Here is a 16047-nt window from a genome sequence, read left to right on the forward strand (position 1 = left end):
GCATCCCGAACCCCCCAGCGCAAAGCGCGCCAAACTGTTCGCGATGTCCTCGCACACCTGTTCGCGATGTCCCCGGTCCAAACAGAGGGGAGGTCGGACCGCAGGTCCGGGTGGGGTCATCGCGGCAGTGCTCGACGCTCTTTTGATGTCGGCGCGCTTCGCGGAGGACCCCACCCCCGGCCTTCGGCCGGACCCTCCCCTCAAGGGGGAGGGGGACGTCCCGCCAATGGAAAAACAGGCATGACCACCATCATAGCAACCACCGCCGCGCCAGCGCGCGCATACAAACAGGTCGGCGCCGGCCGCCGGCAGTGGATCGGCCTGCTCTATGTCGCGCCGGCCGTCGCCCTGGTCGTCGTCTTCTTCATCGTGCCGCTTTGCATGACGGCCTGGATGTCGCTGCACAACTGGCCGCTGATGGGTGCGCACAGCTTTATCGGGCTCGACAATTACTGGGCGATCCTGCGCGACACCCGCTTCTGGAACGCGCTGAAGTTCACCGGCTACTACACGGTGGTGGTGACGATCGCGATCTTCGCCGTCGCCTTTCCGCTGGCGCTGTTCATCGAAAGGCCGCGGCAGCTGACGGGCTTCTACCGGACGTCCTTCTTCATGCCGGCGGTCATCGGCTTCGCCTCGGCCAGCCTTTTGTGGTCGTGGCTGCTCAATGTCGATTCCGGCCTGTTCAGCCCGGCCGCCTTCGAGCTTGGCCTGACCGAGAAGAAATTCAACCTTTTGGCGACCTTCCAGCCGGCCTTCTGGTCGATCATCGCCATGGTGGTGTGGAAGGTGGCGGGCTTTACCATGATCATCCTGATGACCGGCCTGCAGTCGATCCCGCCGGATCTGCAGGAAGCGGCGATGATCGACGGGGCAGGGCCATTCGCACGGTTCCGGGCGATTACCTTGCCCTTGATGCGCCGCACGCTGGCGCTGGCGCTGATCCTGTCGGTGGCCGGCTCGATCCTCGCCTTCGACCAGTTCTACATCATCCTGCGCGGCGGCCCGCGCAACCAGACGCTGACCGCCGTCTACTGGATCTTCAACCAGTCCTTCGTGTCGTTCAAGCTCGGCTATGGCGCGGCACTTTCGATGGTCCTGCTGGTCATCCTGGTGGCGCTCAGCCTCATCCAGCTGCGGCTGCTGCGCCAGCCCGAGGGGGTCGACTGATGGCGCAGGCAAGGAGCCGCAACCGCCGCATCGGCATGCAGATTGCCGAGCACTCGACCGGCATCATCGCGTCCATACTGTTCCTGGCGCCGATCGCCTGGACGGTGCTTTCGGCCTTCAAGCCGGCGCAGGAAGCGCGCCAGCCGCCGCTGCCGCCCTGGCCGACCAGCGGCATCTCGCTCGAGAACTACGCCACGCTCAACACCTTCGGCGATGGCCTCTGGCTGCCGGCGCAAAACAGCATCTACGTCTCGGTCATGACCGTGGTGCTGTCAGTGATCGTCAGCGTGCTCGCCGGCTACGGTTTCTCGCGCTTCCGTTTTCCGCTGAAGAACCTGCTCTTCGTCGTCATCCTGTCGACGATCATGATCCCGTTCCAGTCGATTCTGACGCCGATCTTCCTGGTGCTGACAAAAATCGGCCTGCACAACACGCTGACCGGGCTGGTCTGCGTCTATGTCACGCTGCAGCTGCCGTTCTCGATCTTCATGATGCGCAACGCCTTCGACGCGGTGCCGCGCGAGATCGAGGAGGCCGCGCGCATGGACGGCGCCAATAATGTCACCATGCTGTTGAGGGTGATGCTGCCGCTGGTCTGGCCGGGCATCGTCACCATCGCGCTGTTCGCCTTCCTCGGCGCCTGGAACGAGTTTCTGGCGGCCCTTGTGCTGATGACAGACCAGTCCAAATTCACGCTGCCGATCATGATGACCGCACTCCAGTCCGGCCGCTTCGGCGCCATCGACTGGGGTGCCGTGCAGGCCGGCGTCACCGTCATGATGGTGCCGTGCCTCGTGCTCTTCCTATTGCTGCAGCGCTTCTACATCCGCGGCCTAATGGCAGGGGCCGTGAAGTGACCAATCGAACCGAACCGGAGTGAATTGATGACCGCATCGCAATCCGCCAGTCAGGGCGTCAAGCCGAAACTCGCCTTCCGCCCGCTGCCGGTGCCGCAGGTCGACGTGCGCGGCTTCTGGGGCGACCGCGTCGATGCCGTCGCCTCGAAGACCGCCGGCATCCTCTATGACCGCTGCGTCGAGGCGCGCATGCTCGAGCAGATCGACCCGGACCGGCCGTCGCCCGGCGTCGTCATCCCGTTCCACTCACCCTCGCCGGACGAGGCCGCCACCGCCGGCAACGAGTTCACCGGATCGACGGTGACCACACAGATGTTCTGGGACTCCGATTGGGGCAAGACCATCGAGACTGCCGCCTATTCGCTCTACCGTCGCCGCAACGAGGAGCTGGAGAAGAAGATCGACGCTGTCATCGACATGTACGGCAAGCTGCAGCAGCCCGACGGCTATCTGTCGAGCTGGTACCAGCGCATCCAGCCGGGCTTGCGCTGGACCAATCTGCGCGATTGCCACGAGCTCTATTGCGCCGGCCACCTGATCGAAGGCGCGGTCGCCTATTACCAGGCCACGGGAAAACGCAAGCTGCTCGACATCATGTGCCGCTATGTCGATCATATTGCCGAGACGTTCGGTCCCGAGCGCGGCAAGAAGAAGGGCTATTGCGGCCATGAGGAGATCGAGCTGGCGCTGGTCAAGCTGGCACGGGTGACGGGCGAGCGCAAATACATGGAGCTTGCCAAATATTTCATCGATCAGCGCGGCCAGCAGCCGCATTATTTCGACGAGGAGGCGCGAGCACGCGGCGCCGACCCCAAGGCCTATCATTTCAAGACTTACGAATACAACCAGTCGCACAAGCCGGTGCGCGAACAGGACAAGGTCGTCGGCCATGCGGTGCGGGCGATGTATCTCTATTCGGGCATGGCCGACATCGCCACCGAATATGGCGACGACACGCTGCGGGTGGCGCTCGACCGGCTGTGGGACGATCTCATGACCAAGAACCTCTACGTCACCGGCGGCCTTGGGCCGTCCTCGCACAATGAGGGTTTCACCGTCGACTACGACCTGCCCAACGACACCGCCTATGCCGAGACCTGTGCTTCGGTCGGCCTGGTGTTCTGGGCGAGCCGCATGCTCGGCATGGGTCCCAATGCGCGCTACGCCGACATCATGGAGCGGGCGCTCTACAACGGCTCGATCTCGGGCCTGTCGCTCGACGGCTCGCTGTTCTTCTACGAGAATCCGCTCGAAAGCCGCGGCGCCCACCACCGCTGGAAATGGCATCGCTGCCCGTGCTGCCCGCCCAATGTCGGGCGCATGGTCGCCTCGATCGGCAGCTATTTCTACGGCCTGTCGGACGACGCACTCGCCGTCCATCTCTATGGAAACGGCACGGCTCGTTTCGATATCGCGGGCCGGCAAATAGAGCTGACCCAGACCAGCAATTATCCGTGGGACGGCGCGGTCTCGATCTGCGTCGAACCGGAAGCGCCGACCGCGTTCACCTTGCACCTGCGCCTGCCGGGCTGGTGCCGCAAGGCAACGCTCAAGGTGAACGGCGCCGATGTCGATCTGGCTGCTGTCACGAGCGACGGTTATGCCGCGATCCGCCGCGAATGGCGCAAGGGCGACCGCGTCGAGCTCGATCTCGAGATGGCGGTCGACCGTCTATACGCCAACCCGCAGGTGCGGCAGGATATCGGCCGTGTCGCACTGGCGCGCGGGCCGCTGATCTATTGCGTCGAGGAGACCGACAACTCCAGCCAGTTGCACCGCATCGCTCTGCCGCGCACGGCCGACATCGAGGCGCATCAGCAGCCGAACCTTCTGGGCGGCGTCGTGACACTTTCGGCGATCGCCAAAAAGGAGGCTTTCGAAAACTGGGAAGAGGGGCTCTACCGCACCGAACCGCCGGCGGTCGAGGAGGCAAAAGTCACCGCCGTGCCGTATTTCGCCTGGGACAACCGCGACCCAGGCGAGATGCTGGTCTGGCTCAGGGGCGAATGAAGCCCGACGGCAGCGCCCGACCGATCTCCTCGGCCACAAGTTCCTGCAGCTGCCAGAGATTGCGGTCGCGGATGCCACAGGCGTCGAGATGGCGAATGGTCTCGAACAGATATTCGGCGCCCGAACCCCAATGGCCGACGGCGTTGGCCAGGGTCGCCGCTATCGCTCGCTTGTCGAGTTTGCCGGCATAGCGCGGATTGGCGCGATCGACAACGAAACCAAGCGCTTGGCCCATGCCGTCGGCTGTCCTGACCTGCAGCCAGCGCGGCAGGTTGACGGAGGGCAGGATGGTCATCTCGCGGCGCAGCAGCGCTTCGAGATTGGCCGCCACGGGCTCGGCGATCTCGAACACCATGCCTGGCATTGGCCGCCGCGGTCGAGCGCCATCATCAGGCCGGGCTGCTCGACGGTGCCCCTGAAGCGCTGCACCGTAAAACAGAACGAACGGTGCCAGCCCGTCGCCACGGCCCGTTCGCCACCCCTGACCTCGCCGGCCGGCTTCCACAGCAGCGAGCCATAGGCGAACAGCTTCACCGGCCCGGCCGGCGCGCCGGCCACCACCTCGTCGCGAATGCGCGCGTAATCGGCATCGGTCATGTAGACCATGCCCGGTGTCGGCCCGGCATCCTCGACCGCACGCAAGGTGCGGGCGACCAGCGCCTCGGTCAGCGCCATCGGTGTCTTGCGTGGCGAACGCCGTGATGCGGCGGAAATGACCTTGCTCATCCTCATGCTCTCAGCCTTGCCGCCATGTTGCCGAAGGCTGAAAGATTCTCAAGGGCCGAGTACACCAGCGCGGTATCAGGATTCGAACTGTCGTGTACAACAGCTTGACTGCACAAATACCTACGCGACGGGTTAAACGCGTCGACTGAACCCATTTCAACGTGATGCAGCGAGATGCTGGTCTGGCTCAGGGACGCCGGATCGCTGGTATCACCAATTTGAGCCGCCAAATGCATGCCTTGAATTCGCCCGGGCGCGCGTCATCTAGCTTTGAGTGGCGCCAGTCACTTGAACGGGTGGAGGCAGATTGTGGCGCTCGAAGCTGTCGCGCGTCCCGGCGGTCGCTATATTGCGGTCGCCGTCGTGGCGGTGCCATTGCTGTTCGTCGTCGGTGGACTGGCCATTCGCTATGCGGCATTTGCCTCGATCTCGGCGGAACCAGGCTTCGCAGCCTATGCCCAGGCGCTCTGCCGGTGGGATTGCGCGTGGTATGTCGACATTTCCGAACACGGTTATGAGCGCTTTCCCATTCCAGGCCAGAGCAATGTCGGACGCTGGGGCTTCTTTCCGCTCTATCCGATGCTGGTGGCGGCAATCCGGTCTGTTTTCCCTTTGCCGACGATACTGCTCGCGTCGATCGCATCGATTGCGTGCAGCTACGCGGCCTGTCTGGTGGCGTGGCCGCTGCTCGAGAAGAACATGCGCGCTTATGTGCTGTATTGCGCCTTTCTGCTCAGCGGCCCGTTCTCCTTTCACTTCACGACTTTCCTGACCGAACCTCTTTTCGTGCTCCTGACGTCGTGCGTTTTTCTGGCACTCAAACGCTCCAGCTATCTGACCGCGGGGCTGTCATCGGCTCTGCTGTCGGCAACCAGGCTCGTCGGAGTGCTTGTTGTATTTGCGACCGTCATTCAGATGTTCAGGGATTACCGCGCAAAGGGCGGATCGGCGCTTTCGTTCCCACGTTGGGTGCTTGGCCGACCGGATCTGCTCGTTGCAATTCTCATCTCGCCTGCCGGCTTGTTCGCCTACATCCTGTTCCTCTATCTGACGGTCGGGGACGGCTTTGCCTTCCTGCACGTCCAGCGCGCGTTTGGACGGGTGGCGGGCAATCCGCTCGCCTTCATATGGGATGGACTCTCGGCCGTTCCGACGACTGGATGGCTGCCTACGGCGCCGCAATGGAGCGCGCTCGCCGCACTCATAGGACTGGCATTATCGGCGGTTCTGGCGGTTCGCAGGCAATATGGCGCCGCGCTGTTCTGCGCCTGCTGCATCATCCTGCCGCTGATCACGAACCTGGCCTCCATGGTCAGATACGTCATTGGGCTTGCGCCTCTGACAATGTTGCTGACCACGTTGTTGTCGGCGTCGAAGCTGACTTTTCTTTCGGCTCTGGGTCTCTTCCTTGGCGCCTGCTATTTCATGACGGTGGCATGGATCGGGGGCTATCTTGCCCTGGTCTAGCACTCCGGGCCCGCATCGGCGCGCGGCCTCGCTTGGCGGCTACACGCTGGCGGCGGTTCTGGCCGGGGCGGAAGTCATCATCCTTGCGCTTGCTGTCAATCCAAACGTCAATGCCGACTATCGCGCCTATTACATCGACTGGATGACAACCTGCCTCAATCGCGATGCGGTCGGCAGCTACACCCTTGGCCAGACGGTGTCGTTCCGGTCCGACGGAGCCAAAAAGGCAGCCGGCATGAGGGTCTGCGGCTGGTCGGGACCGGTAGCCGACGGCACCCATTCGCTGGGCGAGACCTCGCGGCTTCGCCTGAAGATACCGCCGCTCCGCGACGGCCTGACGGCTACGCTGCAAATGGCCGCCGTCATTCGCCCGCCACAGGTCACGCAAAGGGTCGTGATCTCGGTAAACCGCGTTCGGGCGCATGCGGTCACGCTGTCCGGCAAAGAGCCACGAACGGTCTCGTTCGTTATCCCACCGGCGGCTCTCGCCGAGGCTAAAACACTCGACATCGCTTTCGACTACCTCGACGGCATTCCGCCAAGTCCGGCCGCCAGCAACATCTACAAGCGCTCCATCAAATTGTTGTCGCTCCGGCTCGATCCCATTGAGGCGGATTAGGGCAGGCGATCACGCTGCTGGCCGCGTCTTCGCTGCGCGAAAACCCAGCGGTCGAGCATGAGAAGATTGACCGCCGGAACAAGCAAGCATGTAACCAGGATGGCGATGATCGGTGGAAGGCCGAATTTCGCGGTCAAAAGTGCCGGCGCCGCGTAGGCAACGGCGAAGCCTGTCGCCGTCAACAACAGAAAACGCGGAGCCTCCGATCGATGCGATCCGCTCGACGCGAAGGTCACGAACTTATGCGCGAGATAAGAAAACAGGGCGGCAGCGGTATAAGCCGCGAGCGAGGCACCGACCGGCGAGAGGCCGAACCGTTGCCATTTGACCAAAGCGGTGGCCATCACTGCATATAGGATCGTTGCAGCAATGCCGACCGACCCGAAGCGCGCCAGCAGCCTCAGCCCAGCGTCGCCGGTCGAACGGCGCTCAGACATGCGCACTGCACGCATACTGCGCTCCAAGCGGCAGGGCGGAAAGCAGGCGCTCGACCTTTTTGGCCAAGGGCGTTGCCGAGGGTAGCAGCAGAAAATGCTCGGAGCGGATGTCCCTGAAGCCTGTTTCCTGAAAAAGGGACCTTGCTTTAGCGGCGTTGAGCAGGACTGCCTCGTGATCGAACGGACACCGAAACACCGCAAGACGCGTCAGTGGATTGTAGGGATTGTGCTCGATGATGCAGGCGACGCCGCCCGGCCGCACGACGCGGCGCAGTTCCAGGAAGAAATCCAGCCAGACAGCGGGCGAGACATGATGGACGACGCAGCTGGCGAAAGCCAGATCGAACGTGCCGTCCTCATAAGGCAGCCGCTGCGTGCTGCAGGTCCTGTAGGCCACACGCGAATTGTCTTGGCTGGCACGCAAGATCGATTCTTGCGAGACGTCGCAGCCATCCAGGCTGTCGAAAGCACCTTCGAGGTAGGGGTGGAGCGAACCGACGCCGCAGCCGACATCCAGCGCCCTTACGGTCGCCCCACCCTGTCCAAGCTTTCGCTCGACGAGCAGACGCCGCAGCAGGTCCGCCTTGGCGACAAGGAAGAAGTCGTGCCTGAGTCCGGAAAACCGGATGGACCCTTCGACCGCCTCGCCATAGTTGGAATTATAGCTGTCGAAGAGTTCGCCCATTGGCGGGGACTCCACTCCTGGGCTTGTGAAACGATCGGCGGCGCTCACCAGAGACGGCACGCATCGCCTCGTCGAAGCCGGTGAGCCGATCGATCACATACAGCGGGCGGCGTTTCACCTCGGCGTGGATGCTGCCGACATAGAGTCCGACCACGCCGGTCATGAAAAGGTTGATGCCGCACAGGAGCGACACGATCACCACGGTTGATGTCCAGCCGGCAATGATGCCGGTTTCAAAAAACCAGGCAAAGATGGCGTAGGCACCAAAGACCACCGCAAGCGCGGAAATGGCCAATCCGCCCCAGAGGGCCAGGCGCAACGGCTTCTCGGAGAAACTAACGATGCCGTGAACCGCAAGGTGCATCATCTTCCAGAATGGGTATTTGGTCTGGCCCAGGGTTCGGGCGTGGCGCTCAAATGGCACTGCCGTCTGCTTGAAGCCCATCCAGCCGAACATGCCCCTGACGAAGCGGTCATGTTCGGGCATATGCTTGAAGGTTTCCAGCGCCTTGCGGCCGACCAGGCGGAAGTCGCCGACGTCGCGCGGAATATCGACCGACGTCATTTTCTCCAGCAGGCGATAAAAAAGACTTGCCGTAAAGCGCTTGAACCAGGATTCGCCCTCGCGCTTGACTCGGCGGGCATAGACGATCTCGAAGCCTTCCTTCCACTTTGCCACCAGGTCGAGAACGACTTCCGGCGGGTCCTGCAGGTCTGCATCCATGACGATGACGGCATCGCCCGCAGCGGCGTCCATACCGGCGGTAATCGCCACCTGGTGACCGAAATTGCGGGAAAATTCGATCAGCCGAAAGCGCGGCTCGGCGGCAACCACCTTTTGGAGGTATTCGACGCTTCCATCGAGGCTTCCGTCATCGACGAAGATGGCCTCCGTTTCGCCGTCCAGCCGGCCGATAAGCGAACTGATCCGCTCGATCAGCCGAGGAAGCACCTGTTCTTCATTGTATACGGGCAGGACCAGCGAGTAGCGAGGCGGTGACCTGTTCACCGTCATTCCAGGGTCGTGGACCACAGACTCTCGCATGCGGTTGAAAATGGAACGAAAGCTACAAAGTTCCAAAGGCACTTAAGAAACTGCTAATTTATCTAGTTCTGGAGGGAGTACCGGTTCTCGATAAGCACTTGGAGGATGTCGTCGTGAGGTCGGACGTCCACATCGAGGCGTAAACTATCGGTGGCTGCCGGCGCGATCGGGCTGGCGAGAAGCAGTCGTTGAGGCATAACGCGTTGACCGCGAGGCCTACTCTCCCGGACTTGTCGGTTAAAGCGGGGCTACGGGTGACCCTAAGGGTGCGGGCCGACCGCTTTTGACGCATGCCGGACATCGCTCATGGAACACGGTCGGCGAGCGCGGCCGAGTGTCCCGCTGGCAGGCCAGCGAGCGCCCTAACCGGCCGCCTTATCGTACCGGCCAAGCCTCAGCTGGCCCGCAGCCGGTACGACACTTGCCGGCCTGGCCGGTCGCCGCCGTCAAGCAGCCGGTCGAATGTTTTGGTTCACCCGGAAGAGGTTGTTCGGGTCGTATTTCTTCTTCAGCGTAGCCAGGCGCTCATAGTTGTCGCCATAAGCCGCCTTGAGCCTTGCATCGCCCTCGTCATCCATCATGAAGTTCAGGTAGGCGCCACCCAGATCGAATGGATGCACGGCCTCCCAGTAGGCCTTGGTCCAGCGCGTCACCGGGCCCGCTTTCTGTGGGTCCGGATCGATCCCGGCGATGACCATCGACCAGGTCGCATCACGGTAATTCCAGGGTGTCTCGTCTTTGCCGACGCGATGGACCGCACCATCGATCGGGTAGAGATGCATGAGCGATAGCTCGCTCGGCGTCTTCGCCGCCTGCTCGAGATGGGCGTCGATCGCCTCGTCGGACAGCGTCTTGACGAAATCGCCGCGCCAGTACCACTGCATTCCCTTCGGGTAGAGCCCATCGAACATGCTCTGCACCGCGGGATAGGGCATCGTTCCCATCCAGTTGAACCAGGGCGCGGGCAGCGCATCGAGCAGCGGGGCCAGCGCCTCTCTGCCCTTTTCCTCCGGGCCGTTGTAGCAGCACATCAGCAGACACATCCGCTGTCCCCAAAACTCTTCCGGGAAGGGTGCGCTCGACAGGACGGTCTTGAGCCCGAGGAAGATCCCGAGTTCTTCGGGCGCGTTCGGCAGGAACTCGCGATAATGCTGCATGATGGTGCGGGCGTGGCGCTGATCCCATGCGATCGGCCCCGCAAAGACCATGCTGACCCGGTGGAGCCTGAACACAAAGCTGGTAACGATGCCGAAATTGCCGCCGCCGCCGCGAAGCGCCCAGAACAGGTTGGGGTTCCGTTCCTTGCTGGCGGTGACGAAGCTTCCGTCGGCAAGCACGACATCGGCCTCGACCAGATTATCGATGGTCAGGCCATATTTGCGCGTCAGATAGCCATGGCCGCCGCTCAGCGTCAGTCCGGCGACCCCGGTGGTCGAGATGATGCCCGCCGGTACGGCCAGGCCAAAGGCATGGGTGGCATGGTCGAGGTCGCCCTGAGTGCAGCCCGGGCCTACCCGCGCCGTGCGGGCATCCGGATCGACGCGCACGCCGTTCATCGCCGACAGGTCGATCACCAGACCGTCGTCGCAGCTCCCCAATCCTGGTCCATTATGGCCGCCGCCACGTACCGCAACCAGCAAATTGTTGTCGCGGCCGAAATTCACCGCTGTGATTACGTCGGCGACGTCGACACAGCGGGCGATGATCAGCGGCCGCTTGTCGATCATGCCGTTGTAGAGCTTGCGGGCCTCGTCATAGCGGGCGTCGCCGGCGCGGATGACTTCGCCTCGCAGGCTTGCTGCGAATTTGGTGATGTCTTCATCGTTCATGACATTCCTCCCTGTTATTGGACCTGTCGGCCGGCCGATGAAACGCTAATCCCGTCCGCTGTTCCCGCAAATGTCACATCGTCCATTTCTGTTGCCCGATCGTTCAGAGTAGGATTAGACCGGATGGATAGTTGCTCGGGCGGCCATATTGCCGGATAGTTCGAGATGCCTGGCGGAAAAACTCGTTGTCAAAGGGAGTAGCCGATCGTTTCCGGAGGTGTAGTGCATGGATGTCCTTTCCGATGTGCTCCGAGCCGTTCGCCTCACCGGTGCGATCTATTTCGACGTTGACGCCAGCTCTCCCTGGGTTGGCGAGTCGCCGGGCACGGCCGACATTGCCGCCGCCATCATGCCGGAGGCAGAGCACATCATTTCTTTTCATGCCGTGATGTCGGGCTCGTGCTGGGCCGCGCTGGGAGACGATTCGGTGCCCCCGGTGCTCGTGAACGCCGGTGATGTCGTTGTCTTCCCCGGTGGTGTTCCGAACGTGTTGAGCTCCTCGCCGGGGGCGCGGGGCGAACCCAATATGGCGATGTATTATCGGCCGATAGACGAGAGCCTGCCGTTTGCGGTGATCCATGGTGGCGGGGGAGACGAGCGGACCCGGTTCATTTGCGGGTATCTTGGCTGCGATGCACGTCCCTTCAATCCTCTCCTGGCCGCATTGCCGGCCATCCTGTGCGCCCGCAAGCCCGCCGATGGAAGCAGCTGGGTTATCGACCTTTTTCGGCTGGCGCTGGCAGAAGGTGGCAGTGGGCGGGCGGGCTGTGAGACGATACTCGCCAAGCTGAGCGAGCTGATGTTTGTCGAGATCATCCGCCGCCATCTCGAGACCCTGCCCGACGATTCGCGCGGCTGGCTGTCAGGCCTACGGGATCCACATGTCGGCGAGGCGCTCCGGCTCATCCACGCTCGCCCCGGGGAGGAATGGACATTGGACCGGCTCGCCCGCGAAGTAGGGCTCTCGCGCACGGCGTTTGCGAGCCGCTTTACCCACTATGTCGGGGTTTCGCCCATGCACTATCTTGCTCGCTGGCGTCTACAACTGGCAGGACGCTTGCTCGAACGCCCTGAAATGAGCATCGCGCAAGCGGGTGCCGAGGTCGGCTACGAGTCGGAAGCCGCCTTCAATCGCGCCTTCAAAAAGTTCGTCGGCATTCCACCTGGCACCTGGCGAAAGGGACGGTCGGCGTTGCTCGAGGCTCAGAGATTGCCCGCTGGCGTCGTGCAATAGGAAAGAACTGGCAGGGCGTTGACGCTTCGGTCCGCGTAAAGCGTCCCAATGCTCGAAAGCCCCTGCCACAAAGCGGTTGACGATGACCGGCAGCCTCGACGCGTTCGGCGAGGCGTTTCAGGCCTCGCGCCTCAATCCTTCGCGCGCTCGACATAGGCGCCATCGGCGGTCATCACCACCACGCGGGTGCCAGCGCTGATGTGTGGCGGCACCAGGGTACGCACGCCGTTGGACAGCGTTGCCGGCTTGTAGGACGAGGACGCCGTCTGGCCCTTGGTCACCGGCTCGGTCTCGACCACCTCGAAAGTGGCGCGCTGCGGCAGTACCAGCGAGATGGCGATGTTGTTGTATTGCGAGATCTGCACCGGCATGCCTTCCACCAGATAGGGCGCCATGTCGCCGACCACGCTTTCCGGCACCGCGACCTGGTCGTAAGTCTCCGGATTCATGAAGTGAAAGCCTTCGCCGTCACGGTAGAGGAACGTGTGCTCGCGCTCCTCGACATAGGCGCGCTCGACCTGCTCTGTGGTGCGGTAACGCTCGGAAACCTTTACCCCGTCGGAGATACGCCGCATGTCGAGCTGGGTGACCGGCGTACCCTTGCCAGGATGAATGTTTTCGGCAAAGAGGATCACATAAAGCTTGCCGTCCTTTTCGACGACGTTGCCTTTGCGTAAGGAGCTGGCGATGACCTTCACGGGTTTCCATCCTGATAAAATTTGTTGGCGCAAATCGGCTGGAGAGGCCGTTGCGTGCGGCCTAGCGCATCTTGGCCGCAATCGCCAGCCCTCTGTGCAATTCCCCTGAAGCCGATGACCGCCGCCTCGCCGTGGTGGACGCCGCATGTCCACGCCGACCGCCGGCCGCGGCTGATCCTGCGCAATGCCATTGCCACCGGGATGCGCGACTGGTTCGCCCGCCGCGACTTCGTCGAGGTGGAGACATCGGCCCTGCAGGTCTCGCCCGGCAATGAAGCGCACCTGTCGGCCTTTGCCACCGAGGCGATCGGGCCGGACGGGCAGCGCCAGCCGCTCTACCTCCACACGTCGCCGGAATTCGCCTGCAAGAAGCTGCTTGCCGCCGGCGAAGAGCGCATCTTCAGCCTCGGGGCTGTCTGGCGCAACCGCGAGCGCGGCCCCTTGCACCATCCTGAGTTCACCATGCTCGAATGGTACCGCGTCGGCGAGACCTATGAGAGCCTGATGCGCGATTGCGCCGAGCTCGTAGCGCTGGCGGCCGAACGGGCCGCAGCGAAGCGTTTTAGCTTCCGCGGCCGTGAGGCCGATCCGTTCGCCGGGCCGGAACGGTTGAGCGTCGCCGAAGCCTTCATGCGCCATGCCGGCATCGATCTGCTGGCGACGGTTGCGGCCGATGGCAACACCGACCGCGCGGGGTTGCATGCCGCCCTGGTCCAGGCCGGATTGCGGACCGCGCCCGACGATAATTGGGCCGACCTGTTCAGCCGGGTGATGGTCGAAAAAATCGAGCCAGCGCTGGGGCAGGGGCGCGCTACCATTCTTTTCGGATATCCGATCTCGGAGGCGGCATTGGCCCGGCCGAGCGCCGACGATCCACGCACCGCCGAGCGTTTCGAGCTCTATTGCTGCGGCATCGAACTCGCCAACGCCTTTGGCGAATTGACCGATCCGGCCGAGCAGCGCCGACGCTTTGCCGCCGAAATGGATGAGAAGCAGCGCGTCTATGGCGAACGCTACCCGATCGACGAGGATTTCCTCGCCGCGCTCGCCATCATGCCGCAGGCGAGCGGCGCGGCGCTCGGCTTCGACCGGCTGGTGATGCTCGCCACCGGCGCGCTCAGGATCGACGACGTGATCTGGACGCCGGTGGCTGGTCCCTGAGGAAGGTTGGACAAGCCGATCTCGCCCGGCTTGAAAGCCAGGATCAGATGGTCGGTCCAGGCCGCCGCCGGCTCCGTCGAGCCAGAAGATTGGCGACGACCAGGAGGATTATCGACAGCCCCATCATCAGCGTGGCGGCGGCGCTATTGCCGGGGAGAGCTTTTCGCGCAAGCCGATGAACATTTCGAGCGGCATGGTGCGTTGGTTGGCGCTGGCCAGGAACTGCACCGCGACGACCTCGTCATGTGCGAGACGCTGCAACCGTTCCGTGTGTTGCCACGATCATGGTGGGCCGGCATAGTGCTGGCGGGGTTCTCGGCGCCGCGGAGCTATCGGCCGTCGTACTCAGAATGGCCTTCGGCACAATGCCAGACAAAAACGCGCTGAACGCAAAACATAGCAGCGAATGGACAATGTCCTGGCGCCTGGTCATACTTGCGGCCGTGGCGATTAATGTTGTGATGCTCTTGGCCGCGCTGTTCGTCGCGCAAACTCTTGGTCTGGACGCTACAATCTTCTATCGAGATCCATCTGCAGCCGCGGATGTCGGCTTCTATACGGGGTGGATTTCGTCCCTAGGTGCTTCACTGTGGATCGGCACCGGCGCGGCGACCCTGTTTGCCGGTCTGCTCACGCACCGATGGGATTGCACGTTTCTCGGCGGCCTTACCTTGGTCATGGGCCTCGATGACCTGTTGTTGATCCATGAGGACGTGCTGCCGTTTGTCGCGATACCAGAGATTGTTACGATGATTGCCTACGCCGTCGCCGGGTTGTTCTGGTTCTTTCGGCTGCGACGGAAGACATTCGACGGCTCGATCGTATTTGTGGCCGCAGGCTTCCTACTCGCGATGTCAGCAGCGATCGACCAGCTGGGAGAGCTGTTTCCTAGCCCGAGTTCGGCGGTCGACATCGCGGAAGACGCTGTCAAAGAGCTTGGCATCTTCCTTTGGGCGGCAGGTGCCGTCGGGTACGCGGCGATGGTGACACGGTTGGGCCGCCCGTGGGTGGATCCAGCCGATCCCAACTCTACAGGCTGACTGCCGCACATGCTATGAGCCAACGGCGGTGATCACCACCGGCACGATCAGGGGCGACAGCAGCAGCGGCATGACGATGCGGCGGCCGGGAAACTTTTCGTCGGAAAGCGCAATCGCTGCAAACGTGCCGAGTGTCGTTGCGATCAGCGTCGTCCCGAACGCAACGATCAGGCTGTTCCCGATCGCCGATTGCCAGCGTTGGGTGCCGAGCACGACCGCGTACCAGCGCGTCGAAATCCCCTCCAGCGGAAAGATGAAGAAGGCGCCGCTGTTGAACGACAAGGGGACCGGAACGAGGATCGGCACGAGGAGAAACAGGATCACCATGCGAGGCCCTTGGGCACGGAGGCGATGAGGCAGGCGAGGGGGAAGCCCAGTATCAGCGTGGCCAGCGTCTCCACCGCGGCGACGAAGAATGTGGGCATGAACACCTGCAGGAAGATCGCCTGCTCCGGCGGCACTCTTTCAATGCCTCCAATTCGTGCGGCAATCGCTTCCGGCGGCCACCCGCGCCAATGCGCTGGCGCTCGCCGGTCTGCTGGCCGAGGCCCTGACGGCCTGGGAGGAGGTGATGGCGGACGCTGACCTGGCAGACTTGCCGCGCTCCACGGCTGTCTCTACTTGTATCGTCGCGAGAGCGATTTCGCCAAGGCCGCTGGGGGCAGGGCACTGCGCGCCGGGTTTGGCGTCCATCAAGAGGTTATGATGGCGGAAGCGGTGGCCGCGCTGGAGCCCGGCCTGCCCGCGACCGGGGCCAGCGGTCTGTACTTCCCGGACTCGATGAATGTCACCGATTCCCGGCCGGTCATCGGTCCGTCGCGCGGCAGCTCCAGGTGATCCATGCCTTCGGTCATGGTCATCTCGGCCTGACACTCGCGCCGATCGCCGCGCGCCTGGTCGCCGAACTGATCGCTGGACGCGGCGATCCAGCGCGTCTCGCGGCGTTTTCGGCTGATCGCTTCCGCGCCTGATCGATCGAACATTTCGCCGTCGGGTTGCGATCAGGAGTCGCGCCGACCTGGGCTGGATGCCCCCTGATTGTCCGCTTCTCCCATTGCAGAAGCCGCAC

18 protein-coding genes and 1 pseudogene are annotated in these 16047 nt (G+C 63.0%); 8 read left to right on the forward strand and 11 right to left on the reverse strand.

Annotation, left to right across the window (positions count from 1 at the left end; genetic code table 11):
• Positions 1–240 precede the first annotated feature (240 nt).
• Genes NKH42_RS13350 through NKH42_RS13360 form a run of 3 tightly spaced genes read left to right on the forward strand, consistent with a single transcriptional unit; the run spans position 241 to position 4037 of the window.
• Entirely contained in the window at positions 241–1170 is a 930-nt protein-coding gene (locus tag NKH42_RS13350) for a carbohydrate ABC transporter permease (protein ID WP_352751675.1), read from the forward strand.
• A complete protein-coding gene (locus NKH42_RS13355; protein WP_352703313.1) occupies positions 1170–2027 on the forward strand; it encodes a carbohydrate ABC transporter permease in 858 nt (285 codons plus the stop codon). Before NKH42_RS13350 ends, NKH42_RS13355 begins: the two co-directional genes overlap by 1 nt.
• A gap of 27 nt (positions 2028–2054) precedes the next feature.
• Complete coding sequence (locus NKH42_RS13360) at positions 2055–4037, forward strand: glycoside hydrolase family 127 protein (protein ID WP_352751671.1); 1983 nt, start codon at positions 2055–2057, stop codon at positions 4035–4037.
• Here NKH42_RS13360 and NKH42_RS13365 read toward each other — a convergent pair.
• Positions 4024–4763, reverse strand: a pseudogene (locus NKH42_RS13365) (gamma-glutamylcyclotransferase). The gene NKH42_RS13360 and the pseudogene NKH42_RS13365 overlap by 14 nt on opposite strands.
• Before the next feature lie 2 nt (positions 4764–4765).
• Positions 4766–4999, reverse strand: a complete 234-nt coding sequence (locus NKH42_RS13370; RefSeq protein WP_352509449.1) for a hypothetical protein — start codon at positions 4997–4999, stop codon at positions 4766–4768.
• Between the two features lie 73 nt (positions 5000–5072).
• Here NKH42_RS13370 and NKH42_RS13375 point away from each other — a divergent pair, with 73 nt between their 5' ends.
• Together NKH42_RS13375 and NKH42_RS13380 are read left to right on the forward strand one after the other, a co-directional pair.
• Positions 5073–6230, forward strand: a complete 1158-nt coding sequence (locus NKH42_RS13375; protein WP_352509451.1) for a putative hexosyltransferase — start codon at positions 5073–5075, stop codon at positions 6228–6230.
• The gene (locus NKH42_RS13380) at positions 6217–6849 is read left to right on the forward strand and encodes a hypothetical protein (protein ID WP_352509452.1); all 633 of its coding nucleotides are present in this window, start codon (positions 6217–6219) and stop codon (positions 6847–6849) included. Before NKH42_RS13375 ends, NKH42_RS13380 begins: the two co-directional genes overlap by 14 nt.
• Here the strand turns inward: NKH42_RS13380 and NKH42_RS13385 are convergent.
• From NKH42_RS13385 to NKH42_RS13400, 4 genes are all read right to left on the reverse strand, one after another.
• On the reverse strand, positions 6846–7301 hold the full coding sequence (locus tag NKH42_RS13385; protein WP_352703304.1) for a GtrA family protein: 456 nt from the start codon (positions 7299–7301) through the stop codon (positions 6846–6848). The two genes, NKH42_RS13380 and NKH42_RS13385, sit on opposite strands and share 4 nt — an antisense overlap.
• On the reverse strand, positions 7279–7971 hold the full coding sequence (locus NKH42_RS13390) for a class I SAM-dependent methyltransferase (protein WP_352509455.1): 693 nt from the start codon (positions 7969–7971) through the stop codon (positions 7279–7281). Before NKH42_RS13390 ends, NKH42_RS13385 begins: the two co-directional genes overlap by 23 nt.
• Entirely contained in the window at positions 7946–8986 is a 1041-nt protein-coding gene (locus NKH42_RS13395) for a glycosyltransferase family 2 protein (protein WP_352509473.1), read from the reverse strand. Before NKH42_RS13395 ends, NKH42_RS13390 begins: the two co-directional genes overlap by 26 nt.
• A gap of 476 nt (positions 8987–9462) precedes the next feature.
• The gene (locus NKH42_RS13400) at positions 9463–10845 is read right to left on the reverse strand and encodes an FAD-binding oxidoreductase (protein ID WP_352509456.1); all 1383 of its coding nucleotides are present in this window, start codon (positions 10843–10845) and stop codon (positions 9463–9465) included.
• A 226-nt stretch (positions 10846–11071) separates the two neighbouring features.
• Here NKH42_RS13400 and NKH42_RS13405 point away from each other — a divergent pair, with 226 nt between their 5' ends.
• Complete coding sequence (locus NKH42_RS13405; protein ID WP_352751669.1) at positions 11072–12079, forward strand: AraC family transcriptional regulator; 1008 nt, start codon at positions 11072–11074, stop codon at positions 12077–12079.
• Positions 12080–12210: 131 nt separating this feature from the next.
• On the opposite strand, the gene efp is transcribed toward NKH42_RS13405, so the two are convergent.
• Positions 12211–12777, reverse strand: a complete 567-nt coding sequence (gene efp, locus NKH42_RS13410; protein ID WP_023674374.1) for an elongation factor P — start codon at positions 12775–12777, stop codon at positions 12211–12213.
• A 114-nt stretch (positions 12778–12891) separates the two neighbouring features.
• Here efp and epmA point away from each other — a divergent pair, with 114 nt between their 5' ends.
• A complete protein-coding gene (gene epmA, locus NKH42_RS13415; protein WP_352509458.1) occupies positions 12892–13938 on the forward strand; it encodes an EF-P lysine aminoacylase EpmA in 1047 nt (348 codons plus the stop codon).
• A gap of 126 nt (positions 13939–14064) precedes the next feature.
• Here epmA and NKH42_RS13420 read toward each other — a convergent pair whose 3' ends face one another.
• Complete coding sequence (locus tag NKH42_RS13420; protein WP_352474393.1) at positions 14065–14199, reverse strand: hypothetical protein; 135 nt, start codon at positions 14197–14199, stop codon at positions 14065–14067.
• 89 nt (positions 14200–14288) lie between these two features.
• Between NKH42_RS13420 and NKH42_RS13425 the strand changes: the two genes are divergently transcribed.
• On the forward strand, positions 14289–14978 hold the full coding sequence (locus NKH42_RS13425; RefSeq protein ID WP_352690755.1) for a DUF8692 domain-containing protein: 690 nt from the start codon (positions 14289–14291) through the stop codon (positions 14976–14978).
• A gap of 12 nt (positions 14979–14990) precedes the next feature.
• On the opposite strand, the gene NKH42_RS13430 is transcribed toward NKH42_RS13425, so the two are convergent.
• The 3 genes from NKH42_RS13430 to NKH42_RS13440 all read right to left on the reverse strand — a co-directional run bounded on the left by NKH42_RS13430 (position 14991) and on the right by NKH42_RS13440 (position 15961).
• Complete coding sequence (locus NKH42_RS13430; RefSeq protein WP_352509460.1) at positions 14991–15305, reverse strand: ABC transporter permease; 315 nt, start codon at positions 15303–15305, stop codon at positions 14991–14993.
• The gene (locus NKH42_RS13435) at positions 15299–15439 is read right to left on the reverse strand and encodes a hypothetical protein (protein WP_352509461.1); all 141 of its coding nucleotides are present in this window, start codon (positions 15437–15439) and stop codon (positions 15299–15301) included. Before NKH42_RS13435 ends, NKH42_RS13430 begins: the two co-directional genes overlap by 7 nt.
• A gap of 231 nt (positions 15440–15670) precedes the next feature.
• Positions 15671–15961 carry a hypothetical protein gene (locus tag NKH42_RS13440; RefSeq protein WP_352974201.1) on the reverse strand — a complete coding sequence of 97 codons (291 nt, stop codon included), beginning with the start codon at positions 15959–15961 and terminating at the stop codon, positions 15671–15673.
• Positions 15962–16047 lie beyond the last annotated feature (86 nt).

Origin of the sequence: Mesorhizobium sp. M1142, assembly GCF_040318565.1 — a bacterium.
Classification (GTDB): domain Bacteria; phylum Pseudomonadota; class Alphaproteobacteria; order Rhizobiales; family Rhizobiaceae; genus Mesorhizobium.